The 23831-nt window shown below is 41.9% G+C and carries 26 protein-coding genes; 14 read left to right on the top strand and 12 right to left on the bottom strand.

Annotated elements, in window-relative coordinates:
• Nucleotides 1–103: 103 nt before the first annotated feature.
• On the bottom strand, nt 104–1276 hold the full coding sequence (locus tag GTK07_RS05840; RefSeq protein WP_163633984.1) for a proline dehydrogenase family protein: 1173 nt from the start codon (nt 1274–1276) through the stop codon (nt 104–106).
• Nucleotides 1277–1367: 91 nt separating this feature from the next.
• On the opposite strand from GTK07_RS05840, the gene aroB reads away from it, so the two are divergent.
• On the top strand, nt 1368–2423 hold the full coding sequence (gene aroB, locus GTK07_RS05835) for a 3-dehydroquinate synthase (RefSeq protein WP_163633982.1): 1056 nt from the start codon (nt 1368–1370) through the stop codon (nt 2421–2423).
• 92 nt (nt 2424–2515) lie between these two features.
• Entirely contained in the window at nt 2516–2851 is a 336-nt protein-coding gene (locus tag GTK07_RS05830; RefSeq protein ID WP_163633980.1) for a hypothetical protein, read from the top strand.
• Here the strand turns inward: GTK07_RS05830 and GTK07_RS05825 are convergent, their stop codons facing one another.
• The 3 genes from GTK07_RS05825 to GTK07_RS05815 form a co-directional block, all read right to left on the bottom strand.
• Nucleotides 2852–3370: a DinB family protein gene (locus GTK07_RS05825; RefSeq protein WP_163633978.1), complete on the bottom strand. Its 519-nt coding sequence runs from the start codon at nt 3368–3370 to the stop codon at nt 2852–2854.
• 14 nt (nt 3371–3384) lie between these two features.
• Nucleotides 3385–3864: an Lrp/AsnC family transcriptional regulator gene (locus GTK07_RS05820; protein WP_163633976.1), complete on the bottom strand. Its 480-nt coding sequence runs from the start codon at nt 3862–3864 to the stop codon at nt 3385–3387.
• Nucleotides 3865–3964: 100 nt separating this feature from the next.
• Complete coding sequence (locus GTK07_RS05815) at nt 3965–5071, bottom strand: M14 family metallopeptidase (RefSeq protein ID WP_163633974.1); 1107 nt, start codon at nt 5069–5071, stop codon at nt 3965–3967.
• A gap of 284 nt (nt 5072–5355) precedes the next feature.
• Here GTK07_RS05815 and GTK07_RS05810 point away from each other — a divergent pair, with 284 nt between their 5' ends.
• From GTK07_RS05810 to GTK07_RS05800, 3 genes are read left to right on the top strand one after another with little or no spacing between them, the layout of a single operon-like run.
• The gene (locus GTK07_RS05810; RefSeq protein WP_313790725.1) at nt 5356–5754 is read left to right on the top strand and encodes a helix-turn-helix transcriptional regulator; all 399 of its coding nucleotides are present in this window, start codon (nt 5356–5358) and stop codon (nt 5752–5754) included.
• A gap of 32 nt (nt 5755–5786) precedes the next feature.
• On the top strand, nt 5787–6164 hold the full coding sequence (locus GTK07_RS05805; protein ID WP_163633972.1) for a DNA topoisomerase IV: 378 nt from the start codon (nt 5787–5789) through the stop codon (nt 6162–6164).
• A gap of 2 nt (nt 6165–6166) precedes the next feature.
• Nucleotides 6167–6988, top strand: a complete 822-nt coding sequence (locus tag GTK07_RS05800) for a TerC family protein (RefSeq protein WP_163633970.1) — start codon at nt 6167–6169, stop codon at nt 6986–6988.
• A gap of 4 nt (nt 6989–6992) precedes the next feature.
• Here the strand turns inward: GTK07_RS05800 and GTK07_RS05795 are convergent, their stop codons facing one another.
• The 7 genes from GTK07_RS05795 to GTK07_RS05770 form a co-directional block, all read right to left on the bottom strand.
• Nucleotides 6993–7949: a sterol desaturase family protein gene (locus GTK07_RS05795; protein WP_163633968.1), complete on the bottom strand. Its 957-nt coding sequence runs from the start codon at nt 7947–7949 to the stop codon at nt 6993–6995.
• A gap of 61 nt (nt 7950–8010) precedes the next feature.
• A complete protein-coding gene (locus GTK07_RS05790) occupies nt 8011–10638 on the bottom strand; it encodes a DNA gyrase/topoisomerase IV subunit A (protein ID WP_163633966.1) in 2628 nt (875 codons plus the stop codon).
• Nucleotides 10639–10662: 24 nt separating this feature from the next.
• Complete coding sequence (locus tag GTK07_RS05785; RefSeq protein WP_163633964.1) at nt 10663–12522, bottom strand: DNA topoisomerase IV subunit B; 1860 nt, start codon at nt 12520–12522, stop codon at nt 10663–10665.
• A 105-nt stretch (nt 12523–12627) separates the two neighbouring features.
• Complete coding sequence (locus tag GTK07_RS05780; RefSeq protein ID WP_163633962.1) at nt 12628–13530, bottom strand: DMT family transporter; 903 nt, start codon at nt 13528–13530, stop codon at nt 12628–12630.
• A 67-nt stretch (nt 13531–13597) separates the two neighbouring features.
• Complete coding sequence (ychF, locus tag GTK07_RS05775) at nt 13598–14692, bottom strand: redox-regulated ATPase YchF (protein WP_163633960.1); 1095 nt, start codon at nt 14690–14692, stop codon at nt 13598–13600.
• Between the two features lie 134 nt (nt 14693–14826).
• Nucleotides 14827–14955: a hypothetical protein gene (locus tag GTK07_RS19330; RefSeq protein WP_262696608.1), complete on the bottom strand. Its 129-nt coding sequence runs from the start codon at nt 14953–14955 to the stop codon at nt 14827–14829.
• A 53-nt stretch (nt 14956–15008) separates the two neighbouring features.
• Nucleotides 15009–15362, bottom strand: a complete 354-nt coding sequence (locus tag GTK07_RS05770) for a 4Fe-4S dicluster domain-containing protein (RefSeq protein ID WP_163633958.1) — start codon at nt 15360–15362, stop codon at nt 15009–15011.
• An 85-nt stretch (nt 15363–15447) separates the two neighbouring features.
• Here GTK07_RS05770 and GTK07_RS05765 point away from each other — a divergent pair, with 85 nt between their 5' ends.
• The 9 genes from GTK07_RS05765 to GTK07_RS05725 all read left to right on the top strand — a co-directional run bounded on the left by GTK07_RS05765 (nt 15448) and on the right by GTK07_RS05725 (nt 23466).
• Complete coding sequence (locus GTK07_RS05765; RefSeq protein ID WP_163633956.1) at nt 15448–16494, top strand: acyl-CoA reductase; 1047 nt, start codon at nt 15448–15450, stop codon at nt 16492–16494.
• 71 nt (nt 16495–16565) lie between these two features.
• The gene (gene serC, locus GTK07_RS05760) at nt 16566–17630 is read left to right on the top strand and encodes a 3-phosphoserine/phosphohydroxythreonine transaminase (RefSeq protein WP_163633954.1); all 1065 of its coding nucleotides are present in this window, start codon (nt 16566–16568) and stop codon (nt 17628–17630) included.
• A gap of 29 nt (nt 17631–17659) precedes the next feature.
• Nucleotides 17660–17998, top strand: coding sequence for a four helix bundle protein (locus GTK07_RS05755; RefSeq protein WP_163633952.1), 339 nt, complete (start codon nt 17660–17662; stop codon nt 17996–17998).
• A gap of 27 nt (nt 17999–18025) precedes the next feature.
• A complete protein-coding gene (locus GTK07_RS05750) occupies nt 18026–18979 on the top strand; it encodes a D-2-hydroxyacid dehydrogenase (protein ID WP_163633950.1) in 954 nt (317 codons plus the stop codon).
• 77 nt (nt 18980–19056) lie between these two features.
• Nucleotides 19057–19698: a DUF937 domain-containing protein gene (locus GTK07_RS05745; protein ID WP_163633948.1), complete on the top strand. Its 642-nt coding sequence runs from the start codon at nt 19057–19059 to the stop codon at nt 19696–19698.
• A gap of 100 nt (nt 19699–19798) precedes the next feature.
• Nucleotides 19799–20221 carry a DUF6146 family protein gene (locus tag GTK07_RS05740; protein WP_235932447.1) on the top strand — a complete coding sequence of 141 codons (423 nt, stop codon included), beginning with the start codon at nt 19799–19801 and terminating at the stop codon, nt 20219–20221.
• Between the two features lie 32 nt (nt 20222–20253).
• On the top strand, nt 20254–20769 hold the full coding sequence (locus GTK07_RS05735; protein WP_163633944.1) for a DUF6787 family protein: 516 nt from the start codon (nt 20254–20256) through the stop codon (nt 20767–20769).
• Nucleotides 20770–20823: 54 nt separating this feature from the next.
• Nucleotides 20824–21177 (top strand): hypothetical protein, encoded by a 354-nt coding sequence (locus GTK07_RS05730; RefSeq protein WP_163633942.1) that lies wholly within the window; start codon nt 20824–20826, stop codon nt 21175–21177.
• Nucleotides 21178–21204: 27 nt separating this feature from the next.
• A complete protein-coding gene (locus GTK07_RS05725; protein WP_235932446.1) occupies nt 21205–23466 on the top strand; it encodes a TonB-dependent receptor in 2262 nt (753 codons plus the stop codon).
• Between the two features lie 43 nt (nt 23467–23509).
• Here the strand turns inward: GTK07_RS05725 and GTK07_RS05720 are convergent, their stop codons facing one another.
• Entirely contained in the window at nt 23510–23797 is a 288-nt protein-coding gene (locus tag GTK07_RS05720; protein WP_163633940.1) for a hypothetical protein, read from the bottom strand.
• Between the last annotated feature and the right edge of the window lie 34 nt (nt 23798–23831).

Here is a 23831-nt window from a genome sequence, read left to right as displayed (position 1 = left end):
TGTTAGGATTTATAAATATGAAAGCTTATTTATAAATCCGTATGGATTTCAGGTAAAAATACTGGAATGTGGAGAGAGAATGCTTTCAAGGCAACATTAACCTCTAGTCCTCCAACTTCCTACGCTTCCTTTCTTTTTGTAACAAAGAAAGTTCCCTTGATGTTTGCCCCGCCACGGAAGTATTCTCCTCTGCCCTTCTGATCAAATAGGGCATCACATCTTTCACCGGACCATAGGGCACATATTTTACCGCATTGTAGTTGGCGGCCGTTAAGTTGTAGGTAATATGATCGCTCATCCCGAACAATTGCCCGAACCAAACCCTTGGATCATTGGGTTCCAATTCCTTTTCTTCCATCAAATCAATCAATTTATGGCAGCTTTGCTCATTATGCGTTCCCGCAAATACATTGAAGCAATCCAAATGATCCATCAGATAGTTGATGGCCGCATCAAAATTTTGGTCCGTTTCCTGTTTGTTGCTGCAGATCGGAGTTTTATAGCCTTTTTCTTGGGCACGTTCGTTCTCCTTTTCCATATAGGCACCGCGGACCACCTTGGCCCCAACCTTAAAGCCTTCTTCGTTGGCAAGGGCGTGTAGTTTTTTAATATAATCCAATCTGTCCCAACGGTACATTTGGAAAGTATTGAAAACAATGGCTTTTTCTTTGTTGTACTTGCGCATCATCTCCAAGGCAAGGTCATCGGCAGCTTGCTGCATCCAACTTTCCTCGGCGTCAATCAACAAGGCCACATCCAAATCATGGGCCTTTTTACAGACCTTTTCATATCGGTTTACGATCCTGTTCCAAACTTCCGTTTCATCGCTGGTCAAATCCAGTCCTAGACTCATTTTTTCGAACAATTTCATGCGTCCGAACCCAGTTGGCTTGAATACGGCAAAAGGAATGGCATCTTTTTCCTTGACGAAATCAAGGATTTCAAGGGTTTTCTGCAACGCAAAATCAAATTGATTATCCACTTCCTTGCCTTCGGCGGAGTAATCCAAAATGGAACAGACTCCCTTTTCGTACATCTTATCAATGATCGGAAGACAATCCTCTTCATTCACTCCCCCGCAAAAATGATCAAATACGGTAGCCCTTATCAAACCATCTACGGGCAAGTGAGCCTTGATGGCAAAATTGGTCACGGCGGTACCGATCCGTACCAAAGGTTCGTTGGCTATCATCTTGAACAAAAAGTAAGCACGTTCCAACTGGGAGTCGGATTTGAGCTCAAAAGCTATTGCGGTATTCTCAAAATTAGGTTGCATTATTTGTATTCCGATTAAAGATTCAAATATAAGTACGGAATGCGTAACCTTATCCATAAAATAATCTTTATTTAGCGGTGAAATTTGAATTATGGAATCGGTAAAAGCACAATCTTACGAGGTTCATATTGATGAGCTTGCACAAGCGGCACTGAACCAGCATGTTGCCAAATATGATTATTCAAAAATCTTTTTGTTGGTAGATAAGAACACCAAAAAATATTGCTTACCGACCTTTGAAAAAATGTTCACCGGTACTATTGATTCCATTTTTGAAATTGAACCTGGAGAGGAAAATAAACACATTCATACCTGTATGCAAGTTTGGGAACATCTTTCCCAATTTGATGGTGACCGCAAAAGTCTATTGGTCAACCTGGGCGGCGGTGTACTCACGGATCTTGGCGGATTTGTAGCTTCTACCTTTAAACGTGGTATAGACTTTATAAACATCCCAACCACCCTTCTTTCCATGGTGGATGCTTCCATTGGCGGAAAAACCGGAGTAGACTTGGGATCTTTGAAAAACCAGATCGGGGTGATCAACCAACCTCAAATGGTGTTGATTTTTCCAGAATTCCTAAAAACGTTGGATGCCAGACAAACCCGAAGCGGTTATGCCGAAATGTTGAAGCACGGTTTAATAAAAGACAAGGAGTATTGGGATTTGTTGAAAACCCAAAATGCTTTCGAGGCCGCAGCCAACATTCAAAAATCCATCGCCATAAAAAATGAGGTGGTCATACAAGATCCGACCGAAAAAGGCATTCGCAAGATTTTGAATTTTGGCCACACCTTAGGGCATGCCATAGAGTCCTATTGTTTGGAAAACTATGACAAAAAGACCTTGTTGCATGGGGAGGCTATTGCGGTTGGAATGATTCTGGAAGGATATTTATCGCACAAGTTGACCGGATTGCCCAAACTTTCGCTCAACGAAATTAAGGAAGTCTTTTTGCAACATTTTGATAAGGAGGAATTTGATGGCCATGACATCGATGCCATTTTAAAATTGCTCAAATACGACAAGAAAAATTCCCACGGTAACATCAATTTTGTACTGTTACAATCTATCGGTGTGGCGGTAACCGATATTAAAGTTCCCGATGATCTTTTCGAGGAAGCTTTTGCTTACTACAGGGAATAAACGTTACATATACTATTTTTTTACGTTGGCAACTCTTTAAGTGGGTCAAATCCGAATTTTCATAGCTTAGGAATATGTAATAACCAACCATTATGAAACGGATTTTGATTGACTACAAAAAGTTGGACCACAAAGTGGCGGCCATTTTAATCGACTCTTACCCAGATGGATATGGAGACGATGACATCATTACCATTAAAAAACCGGACGGTGAAATCCTTGAAGCAGTGGAGGTACGTACCGAGGATACCATTTACTTGGTGAAGATCAGCAAAAGCCTTAGCCATTTTATCTCCAACTTTGAGGAAACCATTGAAAGGGAATTGAACAAAGACTTGGAACCTGAAGAAACGGCCGAAGTGGATAACGAACTCTTTCCTACACCAGAATTCGATGTGGAAGAAGCTGATAATGAAGGCCTTTTTTGATCAGACCAAATATCGCTCCTTGATGATTTTCATATGGTGCGCCTGATGGCCATTGATGATGAATCCCATGGCGCGCACACTCATCGGAAAACCGTTTGCCTTCCCCATCCTTTTGAGCATGTCTTCGTCAAAAGACTTAAAAAGAGTGATGGTGGCATCCCTAACAACGGAATATTCTTCCATTAAATCCTTTAAGGCCCTGTTCTTGGCATTTGAATTGGGTACATATTCATCCTGCTCAAACCCGGCCAAGTCGGTTTTGTCGTTTCTGGCGAAACGCAATGATCGATATTGGAAAATACGTTCCGTATCTATCATATGAACCAAAGCTTCTGCCAAGGTCCATTTTCCTTCAGCATAGGAAAAGGGTAATTTGGAATCTGGAATCTGTTCCAACAATAACAAGAAATCCTTTTTACCTTGAACCATCTCTTCCATCAGGCCAACATTGCCCAATGCGTTGATATAGGTTTGGTAAAAAGGATTGTATTCCGAAATCGATAAATCCGAAACAAACATCTATCGAAAATAAATTACATCTCGTTGAAAATGGTATGCATCAGACGTTTTTTGTCGTTGATGCTCTCTTCCAATGAAATCATGGTTTCCGTCCTGCTGATACCATCAATATCATCTATCTTAAAGATGATGTTTTTGGCATGGGTAGTATCCTTTGCCCTGATCTTACAGAAAATATTGAATTTACCTGTGGTGATGTGGGCAACGGTTACATATGGTATCTGGTTCAAACGCTCCAATACAAACTTGGTCTGATGGGTTTTCTCAAGAAAAATACCCACATAAGCTATAAAGGAATAGCCTAGTTTCACATAATCCAAGGTAAGGGATGAACCTTTGATGATCCCAGATTCCTCCATTTTCTTAACACGAACATGCACCGTACCAGCTGAAATCAACAGCTTTTTGGCGATATCCGTAAAGGGAGTACGGGTGTTGTCAATCAACATATCCAGTATCTGGTGATCAATCTCGTCAAGCTTAACTTTATTCATTACATTGAAATTTTCAGCTAAATTAGTTAAAAAAGGAAATTTACGTAATAAAAATGGTTCTTTTTTAAATAAAACGCAAGCTGACGATATAAATGCTTCATTATTCGTTGATTGACAAGAGAATTGACCTGATGGCCCTCTTGGAAGGATTGTTGTCAAAATCCAGTAAATCAGCACCTTCAATAACTTGGTGTGCGTAAAACCCTTCAAGAGTTCCCATTTCAGCCACCTCAGGCACAAATTGGATCCTTCCCTCGTTCAATACCTCTTTATATCTTAGCCCAACCCTTTCTCCTGCCTTTATGTTAGGATTGATAACTTCTGGATTATTGATAACGATATCAAAAAACAATTTATCATTCTCTGGAATGCTAAAATAATCGTCTATGGAGTAATCGGAGATTTTGTCCGCAGCAATGGTATTCAAGGCCTCGACCAACGCATAAAAAATGAATTCCCTGGTCTTTTCCCTTTCATAATCATTTTGATAATGTCCTGCTTCGAACAATATAGTGGGGATCTTTTCCATTTGAAAGGAATCGCCAACGCAATTATCATTGAAACCATCATCGAACCTTCCCACTTGACCTGGGATGATTTTTTGCAATCTTTTGTTCATCGAGACAATCAACTTCATGGCCGCTTCCCTTGAAGGTGTAATATTCCTTTCCACATTGCTTGCCGGCGATAAGAAGGAAACAGTGGCGGGTTTGTCTGCTTTTCCGGCACTGAAGAGGGTCCGTTGGTCGTGCAGGTTGAAGCAGAAATCCGGGTCAAATTGTTGAAATAAGGATCTTAAGGCCACACTTTCGGGTTGGGACAAATTTTTGGCGTCCCGGTTCAAATCCACTTCATTATGATTGACCCTTGTATAGGCTTTGGCGCCATCGGGATTCAAAATTGGAACAATCATAAGGGTACAGGATTCCAAAATTGTTTTAGACGCTTTGTGTGATGAACCTAAAAAATTGACCATATCCCAAACCGCTTTCGTTGTGGTCGATTCATTGCCATGCATTTGGGACCACATCAAAATCTTCTTTTTCCCTTGGCCCATGGCAAAGGCAGGAATGGGAATTCCTTTAACGGAGTTACCTATAATAGTGGTATCATTTTTCAATTTGGGAAAGCAATGCTGTTGCAACATGTCCATGGTTATGTAACGTCCATGGATGGCTTCTTCTTTATAATCGGTATGCTGGATCATATGTGAATTCAACTAAAGGTAACAAAAGTAAACAAGCTCTTGTTTACAATTGTATACTTTAGAAATTAACATTTGTGTATTGGGAATAACAAACGTGTGATCGTTCTGTCAAATGAAATCACAAATGTTACGCCTTGCCCATACCGCTATTATAAACAATTAAATATCAGTATTAAATGTCATATTTAGTAAACATTCAGTTTAAATCTTATCGGCATAAAGTATATCCTATTCCGTGGTTCTACTATATTTGTGGTACTTTAAAATAATAATTATTTACAATTGTGAACGAAGATTTGATTTCAAGGGTCCAGAGGATAATTGCCTTTTACGGTTTGACTGTCTCAGCATTTGCGGACAAGGTCGGTGTACAACGTTCGAGCATCTCGCACCTCTTAAGTGGTAGGAACAAACCAAGCCTTGATTTTGTGTTGAAATTGGTGCAGGCTTTTCCCGATGTAAATCTGTATTGGTTTTTGAAAGGGGAAGGAAATTTTCCTGATGACAGTATCACTGATGGATCAGATGCGGCAGAACAAGTAGACATGGTAACCGAATCCACACATACCATCCGAACGGAATTGCCCCTGCCTACAAATACAAAGAACAAATCGGAACCTGTCAAAATCGTGCTATTCTATCAGGATGGAACTTTTGAATCATTCCATTCAAAAAATGATTGACCCTTTCAAGTTCTTTCCGTTATTTTGTGGTCATGGGAAAATATCTTCTAATTGTGTGCCTTTTCGCCCTAATTTGGGCCTGCAAACAACCTCCCCAACGTAATTGCAGCGATTTTAGAACGGGAAAATTTTCATTTACAGCCATTATTGATGGTGAGGAAAAACAAACCGTTTTTTATCGTACGGAAAACATGGAAGTAGATGAATTTGATGGAAAAAAGGATTCTTCCAGTATCCGATGGATCAATGATTGTGAATATGTACTCAAGAATTTGAATCCGAAAAACATGTCCGAGGAGAAATCTATCCACATTAAAATTTTGACCACAACGGACTCTTCTTATACATTTGAATACAACGCCATTGGCGATACACGTAAATTTAAAGGAACCGCATTCAAAATACACTGACCATGTTCGATATCTTTTCAAGCCCCGATGCCTGGATGGCACTGTTGACCCTTACTTTTCTCGAAATAGTATTGGGTATAGATAACATCATTTTTATTTCCATTGCCGCTGGTAAGTTGGAAAGAAAAAATAGAAAAAAGGCCACCAATATTGGTCTGGTATTGGCCATGGTCATGCGGATTGTACTGTTGTTCGGGATTACATGGCTTACCAAAATGAAGAAACCTTTTTGGGTTTTGAATGAATCATGGGTCACTGGCGGAATCAGTTGGCAAGCCGTTATTTTATTTGGGGGCGGATTGTTTTTACTTTATAAGAGCACCAAGGAAATCCACGAAAAGATAGAAGATCGCGGCCATGATGAACGAGAAGTGGAAAAATCCAGGTCTTCATCCTTGATGAATGCCATTGTTCAAATTACCGTGATCAACATTGTGTTCTCCTTTGATTCCATCTTAACGGCGATCGGTATGACCAACGGAATCTCACCGAACCCGTCGGATGCCTTGATCTTGATGATCACAGCTGTGGTGGTTTCCGTGGTAATTATGATGCTGTTTGCCAATCCGGTTGGGGAATTTGTAAACAGACATCCATCCATTCAAGTTTTGGGACTATCGTTCTTGATCCTGATCGGATTTATGTTGATAGCCGAATCGGCCCACCTATCCCATTTGATTGTTTTTGGAAACGAAGTTGGGTCCATACCCAAAGGGTATCTCTATTTCGCCATTGCCTTCTCTCTGATGGTCGAATTCTTAAACCTAAGGATTAGAAAAAACGTTCAACCCGAAGAAGGACAGGAGGTTATCGAAAATAAGTAGAGGATTAATTCGGCCGTTGATAAGCTAATCCCGGGTTGGTCTGTTTGTGTTTTTTGAACAAACGTTGCTGCTCTTTTACAGTAAGGGTGCTACCATCGGGGCTCCATCCTGGTGGACCGAAGATGTACATAAACTTATGTGAGAATTTTTTCGCTTTTTTTACATCATTCCAAATATCCTTGAATTCGTGGGTCAAAATAACCACTGGGTTAAAGGAGTCTGGTGAATGGATAACACCGTATTTTACGTCGATATCGTCATCCAGTTCTTTCCATGTTCCGAACACTTTGTCAAATATGTTAAGGAATCCCCCGTGGTTTTTGTCCAAATATTCCACATTTTGGGCATGGTGTACTTGGTGCATCGTGTGGGTATTAAGAAATTTCTCCAAAAAGCCCAGTTTTGGGATATAGACGGAATGCAATTGAAATTGCCAAAGCGCCTCGATGCCTAAACATACCACCACCATTTCCGGTGGAAAACCTATCGCAGGCATCCATGCATAAAAGAAAGGTTTATACAAAATGGTGAACCATCCGTTACGCACGGCGGTTCCTAAATTAAAATTATCCGAAGAATGATGCACAATGTGTGCTGCCCAAAGAATGCGGATTTCATGATTGGCCCTGTGGAACCAATAGTAGGTAAAATCGTCAGCCAATTGACAAAGGATCCAAATGTACCATGCATAACTGAAAGATGTGTATCCCAATACATTCTCACGAACCCCATCTACCAAAGGATTACAAAGTTCATAAACCCCTTCAAACAAGACTATTGCAAAGGCTACTTTGAACAAGGGGCCCAAAATGGCAGAACCAATCCCCATGAATCCACTGGCTGCAAGGTCCTTCCAATTATACAGGTGGTCATCTCCGTGGGTTTTGCTATAAGTCAATTCTACTAAAATAAAGGCAATAAAAACTGGTACGCCGTAGACCAGCGGGTTGGTGAAATCCATATAGATGTATTAAGCGTCGGTTTAGATATGTCTCTGTGCGAAAATATAGGTAGAAAAAGATTTAAAACAAAGAAGTTTGATCGGAACCTTCATTTTTTGTGCCCATATCGGAATCGTCATCTTCTATACTTTCCTCATCTACAACTTCAATGTCCTCAGCCTTAACTTCTTCCGGTTCTTCATAAGGCAAGGGGTCCAACACATTGATACTCTTGATTTTTTCCGCGGTTAATTGGTTTCCCAGGGCTTTGATGCCCTTAACGGCAATAAACTCCTCCACATTGACCTGTAGGTTGGGTTTGGCGTCTTTGCCGCGTGGTTTTACAAATTCCAGTTCAATCATGGGTCGCCAATCCGTTGTCACCAATTCCATATGGGATTTGGGACTTTCGGAAATGACCAGTTCTTCTTTGTTGGGGTTTTCTACCAAGAACCGTTTCAAGAAATACCGATCTTTCTCACCATCGTAATGGACTACGGAAATCGGTTTGTTCGGGTTCCATTTTTCAAGAACTATCATGTCGTCATTGAATCGGGTAAGCAAATCGGGTGGAATGGTCTTCACAACACCTTTCTGGTCGATGACCAACAATAGATCATCTCCTTTAAATTCGCCCAACAGTTCTCCCCTGCCATCCACATTCAACCGGCTTACCACATCATCGAACCAAATTTTACGAGGTTTTAAGGTAGAAACCCCTTTTTCTTTTAGTTCTATTCGTTTTACGGCATATTTGGTGACCAAGTTGCCTTTGGATGCCCGTCCTTTGATGAGAACATCGGCAAAATCCAAATCCCATTTCAACTTCTTCACGCTGCCGGATTGTCTCAATAAAATGGTGACCACTTCTGCTTCTCCGTTGGGATTGGCAGAAAAATAAAGCACTTCGGCAGAGGGTTTGTCTCCTGCCATTGGGTATATCTTGTCCCTGGTGATCCCGGTAACGTTGAAACGCTTCACATAGCTTGGACCTCCCTTACCATCCTTGTAGATCATGTTATAGATCGTTCGCTTGTCCTTTTTCTTGAATACGGCAACATGAATAATGTTCTTGCCTACAAATACCTTGGAATCTACCTTGGTAATCATCATCTCCCCTTTTTCGGTGAAGACGATGATGTCATCAATGTCACTACAATCCGTCACATACTCGTCCCGCTTGAGTGAAGTTCCTATGAATCCCTCTTCCCTGTTGACGTATAGTTTTGTGTTTCGGATGACCACTTTTGTGGCCTCGATATCATCAAAGATCTTGATTTCGGACTTACGTTCCCTGCCAGCGGCGTATTTCTTTTTGAGTTCTTTGAAGTAGTCAATCGCATATTCCACCAAATGCTCCAAATGGTGCTTGGTCTGTGCAATCCTTTCTTCCAGTCCCTCGATCAGTTGCTGTGCCTTTTCTAAATCGAATTTTGAAATACGTTTGATTCGGATTTCCGTCAACCGAACAATATCCTCTTCCGTTACGGCACGTTTCAGATGTTGTATGTGCGGTTGCAATCCCTTGTCGATGGCGGCAATGACCCCTTCCCAGGTTTCCTCTTCTTCAATGTCACGGTAAATTCGGTTTTCAATAAAAATTCGTTCCAGGGAAGCAAAGTGCCATTGCTCTTCCAGTTCTCCCAATTGAATTTCCAATTCAGCCTTCAGAAGATCAACGGTATTGTCCGTTGAACGTTCAAGCATTTCTTTAACCCCTATAAAATTGGGTTTGTTGTCTTCAATGATACATCCCAATGGGGAAATGGACGATTCGCAAGCCGTAAAGGCGTAAAGGGCATCAATGGTTTTATCTGGTGAAATACCCGGGGGCAAATGCACCAAAATTTCAACCTCGGCAGCGGTATTGTCCTCTATTTTTTTGATTTTGATCTTTCCTTTCTCGTTGGCCTTAAGAATGGAATCAATCAATGTTGATGTATTGGTGCCATACGGTATTTCAGTGATTACCAAAGTATATTTATCCAAAGTGGATATTTTGGCGCGTACCCGAACCTTTCCTCCTCGGAGGCCATCATTATAATTGGTGACATCAATGATCCCGGCGGTTGGAAAATCGGGATTTAAAGTAAAACGCTGGCCTTTCAAATGTTTGATGGAAGCGTCAATGAGCTCCACAAAATTGTGCGGCAAGATCTTGGTTGAAAGTCCAACAGCAATCCCTTCGGCTCCTTGCGCCAACAATAAAGGGAACTTTACAGGAAGATTGATAGGCTCCTTTTTACGACCATCGTATGAAAGTTGCCATTCGGTAATCTTTGGGCTGTACACTACTTCCAGGGCAAACTTGGAAAGCCTGGCCTCAATATAGCGGGGTGCTGCGGCACCATCCCCTGTTAAAATGTTCCCCCAGTTCCCTTGGGTATCGATGAGAAGATCTTTTTGGCCTATTTGGACCATGGCATCGGCAATACTGGCATCCCCATGAGGGTGGTATTGCATGGTGTGGCCCACTACATTGGCAACCTTATTGTAACGACCGTCGTCCAACTCCTTGAGAGCGTGCATGATCCTGCGCTGAACAGGTTTGAACCCGTCTTCAATGGCTGGCACGGCCCGCTCCAAAATTACGTAGGAGGCATAATCCAAAAACCAGTCCTTGTACATCCCCGTAACCTTTACAAGGCTATCCTGAGGTTCCTCATGGTTTTCTAAACCTTCATCATTCAGTTCTTCGTTCTCTTCCATTTAGAAGGGCGGCATTTAGTTGGTTTACAGTTGATTTTCTTCAACTAGATCTAGTTCGACTTTAAGGTTATTTATGATAAATTCTTGCCGGTCCGGCGTGTTTTTACCCATGTAAAACTGCAACAGGTTTTCAATGCTCATAGCCTTATCCAGCATTACAGGTTCCAATCGGATGTCATCACCAATGAAGTGTTTAAATTCGTCCGGGGAAATTTCACCCAATCCCTTGAACCTTGTAATTTCCGGTTTCCCCGTCAACTTCGTTATGGCATTGCGTTTTTCTTCCTCGCTATAGCAATAGATAGTTTCTTTTTTATTGCGCACTCTAAACAATGGGGTCTGTAAAATGTAGAGGTGGTTTTCCTTGATTAATTCAGGGAAGAATTGTAAAAAGAACGTGATCAACAACAAGCGAATGTGCATACCATCCACATCGGCATCGGTAGCGATCACAATGTTGTTGTACCTAAGGTCTTCCATGGATTCCTCAATGTTCAATGCAGCTTGCAGCAGGTTGAACTCCTCATTCTCATATACAATCTTTTTGGACATTCCGTAGGAATTCAACGGTTTACCACGCAGACTGAAAACCGCTTGGGTGTTCACGTCCCTGGACTTGGTAATGGACCCAGAAGCGGAATCTCCCTCGGTGATAAAAAGAGTGCTTTCCAGCCTTCGGTCGTTCTTCATGTCCTGCAGATGGATGCGACAATCTCGTAACTTTTTATTGTGTAAACTGGCTTTTTTGGCGCGTTCCCTAGCCAGTTTCCGTATCCCGGACAGTTCCTTGCGCTCTCGCTCCGCTTGGACTATTTTGCGTTGCAATGCCTCTGCGGTCTGGGGATTTTTGTGTAGGTAATTATCCAAATAGGTCCCCAAAAAGTCGTTGATGTAGGTACGCACCGATGGCAGGTCACCCCCCATATCGGTAGAACCTAGTTTTGTTTTGGTCTGACTTTCGAACACAGGCTCCATCACCTTAATGGAAATAGCGGATATGATTGACTTCCGTACATCCGACGCGTCATAATTCTTGCCATAAAAATCACGAATGGTCTTGACTATGGCTTCCCGAAAGGCTGCCTGGTGCGTTCCTCCTTGGGTAGTATGTTGCCCATTAACAAAGGAGTGATATTCCTCGCTGTACTGGGTCTTGCTATGGGTCATGGCCACTTCGATGTCCTCTCCTTTCAAGTGAATGATCGGATAGAGGAAATCGTCCTGATTGTTATTGTCTTCCAAAAGGTCCTTTAACCCATTTTCGGACTGATATTTTTCCCCATTGAACATAATGGTGAGTCCGGGGTTGAGGTATACGTAATTCTTGAGCATGCGTTCCACATACTCGTTTCTATATTTGTAATTTTTGAAAATGGTGTCGTCCGGCGTAAAGCTGATTTTGGTACCCCTTCTTCTGGAAGTTTCTTCCACAAGCTCTTCGTTGACCAGGTTACCAATGTTGAATTCAGCGGATTTGGATTGACCGTCCCTGTTCGATTCTACCTTGAAATAAGTGGAAAGAGCGTTTACAGCTTTGGTTCCCACGCCATTCAATCCCACAGATTTTTTGAAAGCCCTGGTATCGTACTTACCACCCGTGTTCATTTTGGAAACCACATCCACTACCTTGCCCAACGGAATTCCACGACCATAGTCGCGCACGTTGACAATGTTGTCCTTTATGGTGATTTCGATGGTCTTCCCTGCGCCCATGACAAACTCATCTATACAGTTGTCTATCACTTCCTTGAGCAATATATAGATGCCATCGTCCGCGGACGATCCATCACCCAATTTACCAATGTACATACCGGGTCGCATACGAATATGCTCCTTCCAATCAAGGGAACGGATGTTATCCTCTGTATACTGGGTTTCTGCCATGAATCTATAAGGGTTAATCCTTGCTAATATAAAATTTAGGGGCAAAAATTAAGGCGAAGATCCAAGAAAGTAATCAACAATGAAAAATGCAATTGTTAATATACATCATGCCTGAGCCCTCTTTTTTTGCTGTATGGAAAGATAGGTTACACCAAAAATCACTACCATCATTCCAAGTAATTGCCAATAGGTCAATTGTTCATTCAAAAATACAAAAGCTAACAGAATTGTAGAAACTGGACCCAGACTCCCTAATATCGAAAAATTGGAAGCCCCCAATCGTTCAATGGAAGCCGATACCAAAAAAGAAGGGATCAGTGTGGCCAAAATGGCCATGGCAACTCCATAGAGGTATACTGGCAGAGGATAGTTGAACATTCCCCATTCCCCGGCAATAAGATAGTGAACTACGATACAAGATGTTGAAACGACCATGGCGTAGCAGGTAAACCGCAACATACCAAATTTGGGAATCAGCCAGCCGCTTCCTACCAAATATGAGGCATAGGTGATGGCACTTAACAACACCAAAAATCCACCCCATAGAACCCCTTTACCTGCAATTTCCAATTCATTCCAAAAGGTGATGACCACACCAATGTAAGTGATGATGATGGCCACCGATTGCACTTTGGTAATTTTTTGTTTGAAGAACAACCAAGACAAAAAAACCACGATGGTGGGATATACAAAAAGGATGATCCGTTCCAATCCGGCCTTGATATAATTCAATCCCAGAAAATCAAAATAACTGGCCAAATAATAACCCACAAATCCAAACAGGAGCAGCCAAGCATAATCTTTGAGTCCAATCTTTACTGAAGGTCTTTTATTTCGAATCAAAAAAAGGATGAAAAGATAAAATGGCAACGAAAAGAGCATGCGGAACAAGAGCAGGTCCAGAGTATCCACATGATATTCATAGGCTAATTTGACCATGACCGCCTTGGAGGAAAACAAGATAACCCCCACGATACCATAAAAGATTCCCAAGCTTTTGACTGACATACATCAAAACTAAGCTTGAGTAAAAAATTCAATAGGAAAAATTAAATGGAATTACAACGGTCAGTGTTTACACATTGAACCTAAAGTGCATGATATCACCATCTTTCACGATATATTCCTTGCCTTCTACACGCATACGGCCTGCTTCCTTCACCTTGGATTCGCTGCCATATTTAATGTAATCGTCATAAGAAATAACTTCAGCTCGGATAAATCCTTTTTCAAAATCGGTATGGATAACCCCTGCCGCTTGAGGAGCGGTTGCCCCAACTGGAATGGTCCAAGCACGAACCTCTTTTACGCCAGCGGTGAAATAGGTTTCAAGATCCAATAATTTATAGGCACCACGAATCAATTTGGCAGAACCTGGCTCAGTAAGTCCCAAATCCTCCAAGAACATCTGACGCTCTTCATAGGTTTCCAATTCGGTGATATCAGCTTCTGTACCCACAGCCAAAAAGATGACCTCTGCATTTTCATTGGCTACGGCTTCCTTTACTTTTTCCACGTAGGCATTTCCATTGACAGCAGATCCTTCATCTACATTACATACATACATAACGGGTTTGTCGGTAATCAACTGCATAGGTCGCACAAATTCTGCGCGGTCTTCCTCGCTGATCTGAATGGCTCGAACCGAAGTTCCGGACTCCAAACCTTGCTTAACGGCATTGAGCACGGCTTCTTCCTTTTGGGCTTCCTTATTTCCAGTTTTGGCTGCTCTTTTTACTTTTTCCAGTTTTTTGTCCACACTTTCCAAATCCTTCAACTGGAGTTCCATATCAATGGTTTCCTTATCACGGATAGGATTTACGGAACCATCCACGTGCACAATATTGTCATTGTCAAAACACCTCAAAACGTGCAGAATGGCATCGGTTTCGCGGATATTTCCCAAAAACTGGTTGCCCAATCCTTCGCCCTTGCTTGCCCCTTTTACCAAACCGGCAATGTCCACAATTTCCACCGTTGCAGGAACCACGCGCTCTGGATTTACCAACTTTTCCAATTTTTCCAATCGCTGGTCGGGCACGTTCACCACACCAATGTTGGGTTCTATGGTACAAAAAGGGAAGTTGGCACTTTGTGCTTTTGCATTGGAAAGGCAATTGAACAAAGTTGATTTTCCTACGTTGGGCAATCCTACAATACCGGCTTTCATTGACTAGATAATAGATGTTATATTTTAGAACACGGATCAAATCTCAGAACAGAAATACCATTGTATTCATTGATTATTGATGACTGTTCATTGATTTAAGGCTGCAAATATAAGTTGAAGTTTTGGTTGGGGAATCAATATTTCCCAATCAAAAGGTAGATGCCCATGATAAACAGGGCAATGATTCCTAAAATGGCCACCAAAGAGAGGATGCATCCCACCTGCATCCAAATGCCTTTGTACTCTTTTTCCTTTTCTTCCATAAAAAAACCCGAACCAATTAAAGTACGGGCTAAATTACAAGATATTTTATTGATTAATTGTTCGGGTGCATAAAACGCTGCTTGCCCAACAATACCTCTTCGCTTTCCACGTGGTCTTCATCGGGTACACAACAATCCACTGGACAAACCGCGGCACATTGAGGTTCTTCATGAAAACCTTTGCACTCGGTACATTTATCTGGAACGATATAATAGATTTCATCACTTACGGGATCCTGTACATCATCGGCATTTACGGCCTTACCGCTTGGCAAAACCACATCTCCGGTCAACGATGTTCCATCGCTGTATCTCCACTCATCTGCACCTTCATAAATTGCGGTATTGGGGCATTCTGGCTCGCAAGCACCACAGTTTATGCATTCATCTGTTATAATTATGGCCATAATTTTCTTTTCCTTTTGAGCTGATTCTTTTCAGCATGCTTACTTTTGACAAAAATAAACCCTAGTAAATTAGTGTACAAATTTAATGACACCGTATAACCAAAGAATTGGAGCTTTTGTCGAACTTGGAAAATACCTAACGGATTTTTGCGAAAAATGTTATGCGAACGATGATTCCATTGACCTTGAATTCAAGGAAGTAGTGGCTCGGGCAGAACACGAAAACGGCTGGTTTACACAAGAAAACATTTTATATGCCTTGAGGGAATGGGGCCATTTGCTTACCCAAGAAAACCTTGAGGATTGGTTGTTGGGATATAACCTTAAATCTGTTGAATCGCCCAAAACCATTGGCATTGTCATGGCTGGGAACATTCCTTTGGTAGGTTTCCATGATTTTCTTTGCGTTATCTTGTCCGGACATAAGGTTTTGGCCAAACTTTCCTCCAACGACAAACGACTGTTACCGCATTTGGTGAAGTTTTTGATTGATAAAGACTCGACGCTAGAGGAACGCATCACTTTTGTGGATGGTAAAATGGAAGGTTTCGATGCTGTTATTGCTACAGGAAGCAACAATACAGGACGTTATTTTGAATATTATTTCGGACAAAAACCACACATTATCCGTAAAAACCGAAATTCAGTAGCCATCTTGACAGGAAAGGAGACCCATGAGGAACTGGTGGCTTTGGGAGAGGATATTTTCAGGTATTATGGTTTGGGATGTCGGAATGTTTCCAAAATCTATATTCCTGCAGGGTATAATTTTGAACCCTTCTTTAAGGCCATGTACACTTATGGGGACATCATACATCAACATAAGTACGCCAATAATTATGACTATAACAAAGCGGTGTATTTAATGAGCGATTTTAAGATTTTGGACAATGAATTTTTGATCTTGAAGGAAGAGGAAGCCCTCTCCTCCCCCATCTCGGTATTGTTCTATTCCTATTATGGTTCAGAAGAAAACCTTCATAAAGAATTGGATGCGTTGAAAGACCAAATCCAATGTGTGGTTTCCAATCAATATAAGGACGGCCATGTCGGTTTTGGCCAAACCCAAAAACCCCGATTGAACGATTACGCGGACGGTATCGATACCATGGAATTTTTACTGCGCCTTTAAGAAAATCCTAACCTTATCAACCGTTTTTAGATCCAAGATTTTTTTAGACCTTTATCCCGTAAACCAAGGAAATGAAAAAACACAATTTTAGTGCAGGACCCAGCATTTTGCCCAAAGAAGTAATGTTAAAGGCATCCGAAGCCGTAATGGACCTGGATGGCATAGGACTTTCACTTATCGAAATTTCCCACCGTAGCAAGGAATTCGTTGCCATTATGGAAAAGGCCCGTTCCTTGGCATTGGAATTGATGGGATTGGAAGGAAAAGGATATCAGGCCATTTTTTTACAAGGAGGGGCCAGCATGCAATTTATGATGACAGCCTTTAATCTGTTGGAAAAAAAGGCCGGCTATGTGAACACTGGTACCTGGAGTCAAAAAGCCATAAAAGAGGCCCGGTTGTTCGGGGAAGTTGTAGAAGTAGCTTCTTCACAGGAAGATAATTTTGACCATATCCCAAAGAGATATAAGGTGCCCGGTGACTTGGACTACCTTCACCTGACCTCTAACAACACCATTTATGGTACCCAGATGAAGGAATTCCCCGAGACGGACGTTCCGTTGGTGTGCGATATGAGTTCAGACATCTTTTCCCGACAACTAGATTTTTCAAAATTTGACCTCATCTACGCAGGTGCCCAAAAGAACATGGGTCCCGCTGGAACTACTTTGGTGGTAGTCAAGGAAGATATTTTGGGCAAGGTATCCCGAAAAATACCGTCCATGTTGGATTACGGTGTTCATATTAAGCAGGATAGCATGTTCAATACCCCACCTGTTTTTGCAATCTATGTTTCCATGCTCACCATGCAATGGTTGAAGGATTTGGGCGGTATTCCGGCCATTGAAGAAATCAACGAGCGCAAAGCCAATCTGATCTATTCGGAAATTGAGTTGAATCCTGTATTCGCAGGATTTGCGGCCAAAGAGGATCGTTCGTTGATGAACGCCACTTTTAATATCACCGATGACGGACTCAAGGATATGTTCGATGAGATGTGCAAGGAAGCAGGTGTCAGTGGAATCAAAGGGCACCGATCTGTGGGTGGATATAGGGCCTCCATGTACAATGCACTTCCTATTGAAAGTGTTGGGGTATTGGTGGACATTATGAGTGAATTGGAAAAGAAAGGATAAGTTTTTAAATGTTCAATTCTAAGTTTTAAGTGTTGATTGAGGACAAGACCTTTAAATTTTCTCTTAGTATCATCAAATTGGTCAAAGATTTGAAGGAAAATAAAGAGTTTGTCTTTGCTGATCAATTGCTTCGTTCATCAACCAGTATTGGAGCCAATGTTGTGGAAGCTGGTGCAGGTCAATCCAAAAGGGATTTTATCGCAAAAATGGCGATTGCTTCCAAAGAGGCAAGGGAAACGCGTTATTGGCTCAGATTGATCAAAGAAAGTAAATTGACAAAGATTGGGACAGAATCTTATTTGGATGAAATCGACCAGATCATTAAAATATTGACCAAAATAGTAAAGACCAGTCAAGAAACCATTTAGCATTCAAAATTTAAAACTTATAAATTAATGAAGGTCATATTAGCCAACGACGGGTTGGCAAAAGAAGGAATCACTTTGCTTGAAAAAGCAGGATTTGAGGTTAACCTCACGCATGTTGCCCAAGAGCAATTGGCCAACTTTATCAATAAAAATAACATTACCGGACTATTGGTGCGCAGTGCCACCAAGGTCAACAAAGAAATTATCAATGCATGCCCGGGACTCAAATTGATCGGTCGTGGTGGTGTGGGAATGGATAACATCGATGTGGAATATGCCAAATCAAAGGGTATCCATGTCATCAATACCCCAGAAGCTTCTTCCGAATCCGTTGCGGAACTGGTCTTTGCCCATTTGTTGGGAGCTGTTCGATTTCTTCCCGACTCCAATAGAAATATGCCGTTGGAAGGCGAAAGTCACTTCAAATCACTTAAGAAAAGTTATGCCGGGGGCACCGAACTCCGCGGAAAGACCTTGGGAATTGTAGGCTTTGGAAGAATTGGTCAGGCCACCGCAAAAATGGCCTTGGCTTTGGGGATGAAAGTGGTATACACGGATCATCATGTCGCCGAAGCTAGCCTAGAGGTTTCTTTTTTTGATGGACAATCGGTAAGTTTTACTTTGGAGTCCCAGGATTTGAAAAGCGTGTTGAAGCAGTCCGATTTTGTGAGTCTTCATGTTCCCGCGCAGGAGGATTATGTCATCGGCAAGGAAGAATTGGAAATAATGAAGTCGGGTTCTGGTATCATCAATACATCCCGTGGTGGCATTTTGGACGAGGTTGCTTTGGTGGAGGCCTTGGACAATGACCACCTTGCCTTTGCAGGATTGGACGTGTACGAATCCGAGCCCCATCCGGAAATCCAGATTTTGATGAATTCCAAAATATCCTTGACTCCCCACATTGGCGCTTCAACCTTGGAAGCCCAACAACGAATTGCGGTAGAGCTTGCGGAACAAGTTATCAAATTGCTAAATTAATTCAGGTTTGGAGCACTAATCAGGATTTCAAACCCTACTTTTTTGTACCTTGTTTCTCTAACCTTAACACTAAACACATGTCAGGATTATTGGATTTACTCAATAGCCCAATGGGCAAACAATTGGTCAGCGGTGTGGCTGGCCAAACGGGACAATCGGAAAGTAAAACGGCCGACGTTTTGAGTATGGCCATGCCCCTTTTGATGGGCGCCATGAAAAAGAACACTTCTACCCCGGGTGGGGCCCAAGGGTTGATGAACGCGTTAAGTTCCAAGCATGACGGAAGTATTTTGGACAATCTAGGAGGATTCTTCGGAGGTGGCGTGGATCAAAGCGCCATGGATGATGGTGCCGGGATCTTGGGACACATTTTGGGTTCCAAACAACCTCAGGTGGAAAACGCACTTAGCAGTAAATCGGGACTTGATGCAGGTACCGTTGCCCAAATTTTGAAAATTGCAGCTCCCCTGTTGCTGGGATACCTCGGCAAACAAACACGCCAGCAGAACATCAGTAGTCCCGATGGATTGAATGGATTATTGGGAGGTTTGATGGGTGGCACCAAAACCGCTGCAAAGCAACAATCGCTTATTGAAACTTTTTTGGATTCGGATGGTGATGGCAGCATAATGGACGATCTTGCCGGCATGGTATTGAATGGAGGCAACCAAAAGAAAAGTGGTTTGGGAGGAATACTGGGTGGGTTGTTTGGCAAATAGACGTACCTACTTAATGTTATTTAACAAAGCCGTTTGAAATTTCAAATGGCTTTTTTTGTACCTTAAGGTGATGAAAAAGAAAAAGATACACTATATAATAATGACGTCGGTTTTACTGCTGGTTTCCTGTGGCACCCAAAAAGAGGTTTTGGATATTTCCAATGAGGAACAAGCCGTTTTTGATTCCAAGGAGGACCAACCTGTAGAAATAAAGGACGACGAAACGGAGTACGAGATCATCATCATTGAACCGGGGTTCAATGCATGGTTGTTGAGTATTGCAAGGCCCGAAGGTTATTATTCCCAAAATTTTTTGGAAAACCGAAACGCCATTTTGGTCATGAATTGGAACCAAAGGGTGATGCAACCCAACTTGTATAACCCAAACCTCTATGAAATGCAGATCAACTACGATCCCAACATCGATTATGGGTATGAGGTCAATTACAAACTCTATAATTACTTCATTTACTTTCAAAGAAAGTACAATCAACGGCTGGGCCCCTTCCTACCAAGGATATAATGTAGTATTTTTGCGATACAACCATTTTGGCAATGCAAAGAATACGACAGCGTTGGGAAATACAAAAGAATTGGCAATTCCTTTTCCCTATATTGGGTGTGCTCTTTACTATGTTGGCATCTTACCTGATAGTTAGAAGATTTCTGCATCTTTTTGGTCTGAACAATACAACCTTTGAATGGGTTTTCACCATTGGTGTGACTGCGGTTATATATTATATGTTGGTCAGGTTCTTTTTGTGGTGTTTTAAAAAGTTGGAAAACAAATGGAAGGTGACCTACAAATGGGAAATGATTGCCATTTTCATAGTGTTTGCCATTACGGGTAGTTTGGCCGGCAAACTTGCAGGGCCATTGGTGGAGTGGATCGGTTTAGGAAAAGGGACCGTGCACCACATTGTGTATTGGACATTCAGGATTCTCATTATTTTCCCTATTTACCAAGTTTTGCTTCTTTTTATTGGGTGGGTTTTTGGCCAATTCATTTTTTTCTGGAATTTTGAAAAAAAGATGCTCAAACGCATGGGATTGGGCTTTCTTGTACCATAGTTTAAGTTTTTGTTAACACATAAAGAGTGTGGGTCTTCTTTACATTTGCTGTAAATGGCCTTTAAACTCCACAAACGCGCAATTTCTTGGCTATCCCTGATTCTTATTTTAGGGATTCTTACGCCGTCTGCGGTAAAATTGTCGCATGCCATCTCAGGGCATTCCAAGGAGCAAAAGTGCCTCTCACATGGTACCAATCATATCCACAGCGCCAATTTTCATTGTGATTTCCATGATTTCACCTTGGCCAATAAGGTATTCTTTACTTCTTCCTTTGTGTACTTACCGGTGGAAGTTCCAGAAATTGGACATTTTGAGATCGGTTACCATTTTATCTTCAAACCCTTTAAAACGGAATTTCATGCGTTGCGAGGCCCCCCAGAGGTTTTAATGTCTACAGCGATTTAGATATTACAAACCTTTTTAATCTTTACAATGAAACAATTTTATCTGGCAATGCTTTGGGCATTGTCCCCTCTATACATATTTTCACAAAATACCCTCACAGGGACCATTACGGATGCGGAAAATGGATCGCCATTGGAGCAGGTTTCCATTTACTTCCCACAACTGCAAAACGGCACTATTACGGACGAAAACGGAAATTTTACCCTAAAGAACCTTCCTGAAGGGAATTACAAACTGGTGGTATCTTACTTAGGGTATGAAACCTATTCCATTTCTTACCAAATCAATTCAGGAAGTAACAAATTCGATTATCAAATGGAGGCTTCCGCCATAGAAATGGATGAAGTGGTACTCTCAACCCCTTTTCATAAACTGGAGCGCGAGAACGTGATGAAAGTGGAACAAAAGTCCATAGCGGAACTCAAAAGTGAAGGTGCTATGACCTTGGCTGACGGTATTACGCGGATCCCGGGGGTTTCATCCGTTTCCACAGGTGTCGGAATCGGCAAACCCGTTATTCGGGGATTGAGTTTTAACCGGGTTTTGGTCTACACACAAGGTGTTCGGTTGGAAAACCAACAATTTGGCGGTGAACACGGACTTGGGTTGAATGATGCCGGGATTTCCAGTGTTGAAGTCATCAAAGGTCCGGCTTCTTTATTATACGGATCCGATGCTTTGGGTGGAGTACTCTATTTAAATCCAGAAGATTTTGAAATGACAGGTAAAACCTCTGGGGATGTGAACCTGAACTATTTCACCAATACTTTGGGTTATGGAACCAATGCCGGATTTAAAACTTCTGGCGAAAAATTCAAGTTTTTGGTGCGGGGCACCATTGCATCCAATGCGGACTATGAAACCGGTGATGGCACCAGTGTGACCAACTCCCGTTTTAAGGAATCGGATATCAAGACAGGTTTTGCCTATCAAGCTGCCAAATTCAAAACCGAGTTGCGCTACAACTACAATAAATCAGAGTTGGGTATTCCTGAAGAGATCGGGGTACAAAACAATGATCGTGATCCTTTGTTACCGTATCAGGAAATTTTCACGCATATCCTAAGTTCCAAGAACAACCTGTTTTTCAAAAATTCGAGCCTAGAGGCTACTTTCGGTTATATTTTCAATGATCGAAAGGAATTTGAGGAACACCATCATGAAGAAGAAGGCGAAATCCCAGGTGAAGAAGAGGAACATGAAGAGGAAGAGGGTCCTTCCCTGCACATGGAGCTGAGCACTTTTAACTATAACATCCACTACAACCCGCAATGGGGCAAAACAACCACCATTTTTGGTATCCAAGGGATGAGCCAAAAGAATGAGAATTTTGGGGAAGAAGTTTTGATACCCAATGCCACCACCAATGATTTTGGAGTATTGGCCACATCCCACATACATTTTAACAAAAGTGATTTTCAATGGGGATTGCGGTACGATGTACGCGCCATTAAAGGTGATGAAAGTGGTGTACAGGGTGAAGAAACCTATATTGCGCCAATTGACAGGAATTTCAACAGCTTTAATGCTGCTGTGGGATATCGCGCGGATGTTACAGACAACATTTTGGCTCGTTTGAACCTGGCATCAGGGTTTAGGGCGCCCAACTTGGCAGAATTGACTTCCAACGGACTACATAGTGGTGCCAACCGTGTGGAAATCGGTAATCCTGACCTGAAGAGCGAACGGAATTTTCAAATTGACCTGTCCCTAGAATACGGAAACAAACACGTAGAAGCCTACATCAATGGGTTCTACAATGGTGTGAGCGATTATATCTACCTGCAGCCAACCGGTGAGTTCAGGGACACGGACCCTATATATATTTTTCAGCAACAAAATGCTACACTATATGGTGGTGAATTTGGCTTTCACATCCATCCACACCCCATAGATTGGTTACATTTGCAAAGTAGTTATGACATTGTCTACGGTCAATTGGAAGATGACACCGACCTACCCTTGATGCCCGCCAACAAATGGACCAATACCTTTAGGGTGGAATGGAACAAGAAGGATACCCAATACAAATGCTATGCCTTTGCAACACTTCAAACCTTTTTTGACCAGAACAAAGTGGCTGCATTTGAAACCAAAACACCGCGTTACAATCTTTTCAATGTCGGTTTTGGAGGGGACATCAAAATCTTCAACCAAAAAATTGGATATAAGATTAGCGGGAACAACCTTTTTGACAAAAATTACATTTCTCACCTTTCCAGATTGAAAACGGATGGAATTGCCAACATTGGGCGTAACGTAGCTTTCAATTTGAGCATTCCGCTTTAAAAAAGAATAAAAGTTCAGACAAAGGGCAACGATTGATACAATATCAATCGTTGTTCTTTTTTTTGGCCAAAAGGTAAGTATAAATCCACGTTAAGGTAAAGGTAGGAATCACGTCAAGGCCAGGTATCAACTCTTCAGCAAAGGTAATTAAACCAGCGGCCTGCCCTACCCTGCCCTTGTACATACGGGTCATGAGCCAACCCGCAATGGGAGCCCAGATCACATCGGAAAACTCGCCCACTCCGGGAATGATGAAGGATAGCATCCCTATACCATCGAATACCAATCCCAAAATAAGATTGCGATATTTCTTGTCTTTTTCTTCTCCCATAAAGGAAAAATAGGAATTCCCACCGAATTGTGGA

This window comes from Flagellimonas sediminis (assembly GCF_010500845.1).
In the GTDB taxonomy this organism is placed as follows: Bacteria; Bacteroidota; Bacteroidia; order Flavobacteriales; family Flavobacteriaceae; genus Flagellimonas; species Flagellimonas sediminis.
Note: the sequence above shows the minus strand (reverse complement) of the source record. Positions and strands in the feature narration are given on the sequence as shown.

Coding starts and splice junctions, on each gene's coding strand:
- GTK07_RS05840 (WP_163633984.1), bottom strand. CDS start 1,276: ATGCAACCTAATTTTGAGAATACCGCAATAGCTTTTGAGCTCAAATCC.
- aroB (WP_163633982.1), top strand. CDS start 1,368: ATGGAATCGGTAAAAGCACAATCTTACGAGGTTCATATTGATGAGCTT.
- GTK07_RS05830 (WP_163633980.1), top strand. CDS start 2,516: ATGAAACGGATTTTGATTGACTACAAAAAGTTGGACCACAAAGTGGCG.
- GTK07_RS05825 (WP_163633978.1), bottom strand. CDS start 3,370: ATGTTTGTTTCGGATTTATCGATTTCGGAATACAATCCTTTTTACCAA.
- GTK07_RS05820 (WP_163633976.1), bottom strand. CDS start 3,864: ATGAATAAAGTTAAGCTTGACGAGATTGATCACCAGATACTGGATATG.
- GTK07_RS05815 (WP_163633974.1), bottom strand. CDS start 5,071: ATGATCCAGCATACCGATTATAAAGAAGAAGCCATCCATGGACGTTAC.
- GTK07_RS05805 (WP_163633972.1), top strand. CDS start 5,787: ATGGGAAAATATCTTCTAATTGTGTGCCTTTTCGCCCTAATTTGGGCC.
- GTK07_RS05800 (WP_163633970.1), top strand. CDS start 6,167: ATGTTCGATATCTTTTCAAGCCCCGATGCCTGGATGGCACTGTTGACC.
- GTK07_RS05795 (WP_163633968.1), bottom strand. CDS start 7,949: ATGGATTTCACCAACCCGCTGGTCTACGGCGTACCAGTTTTTATTGCC.
- GTK07_RS05790 (WP_163633966.1), bottom strand. CDS start 10,638: ATGGAAGAGAACGAAGAACTGAATGATGAAGGTTTAGAAAACCATGAG.
- GTK07_RS05785 (WP_163633964.1), bottom strand. CDS start 12,522: ATGGCAGAAACCCAGTATACAGAGGATAACATCCGTTCCCTTGATTGG.
- GTK07_RS05780 (WP_163633962.1), bottom strand. CDS start 13,530: ATGTCAGTCAAAAGCTTGGGAATCTTTTATGGTATCGTGGGGGTTATC.
- ychF (WP_163633960.1), bottom strand. CDS start 14,692: ATGAAAGCCGGTATTGTAGGATTGCCCAACGTAGGAAAATCAACTTTG.
- GTK07_RS19330 (WP_262696608.1), bottom strand. CDS start 14,955: ATGGAAGAAAAGGAAAAAGAGTACAAAGGCATTTGGATGCAGGTGGGA.
- GTK07_RS05770 (WP_163633958.1), bottom strand. CDS start 15,362: ATGGCCATAATTATAACAGATGAATGCATAAACTGTGGTGCTTGCGAG.
- GTK07_RS05765 (WP_163633956.1), top strand. CDS start 15,448: ATGACACCGTATAACCAAAGAATTGGAGCTTTTGTCGAACTTGGAAAA.
- serC (WP_163633954.1), top strand. CDS start 16,566: ATGAAAAAACACAATTTTAGTGCAGGACCCAGCATTTTGCCCAAAGAA.
- GTK07_RS05750 (WP_163633950.1), top strand. CDS start 18,026: ATGAAGGTCATATTAGCCAACGACGGGTTGGCAAAAGAAGGAATCACT.
- GTK07_RS05745 (WP_163633948.1), top strand. CDS start 19,057: ATGTCAGGATTATTGGATTTACTCAATAGCCCAATGGGCAAACAATTG.
- GTK07_RS05740 (WP_235932447.1), top strand. CDS start 19,799: ATGACGTCGGTTTTACTGCTGGTTTCCTGTGGCACCCAAAAAGAGGTT.
- GTK07_RS05735 (WP_163633944.1), top strand. CDS start 20,254: ATGCAAAGAATACGACAGCGTTGGGAAATACAAAAGAATTGGCAATTC.
- GTK07_RS05730 (WP_163633942.1), top strand. CDS start 20,824: ATGGCCTTTAAACTCCACAAACGCGCAATTTCTTGGCTATCCCTGATT.
- GTK07_RS05725 (WP_235932446.1), top strand. CDS start 21,205: ATGAAACAATTTTATCTGGCAATGCTTTGGGCATTGTCCCCTCTATAC.
- GTK07_RS05720 (WP_163633940.1), bottom strand. CDS start 23,797: ATGGGAGAAGAAAAAGACAAGAAATATCGCAATCTTATTTTGGGATTG.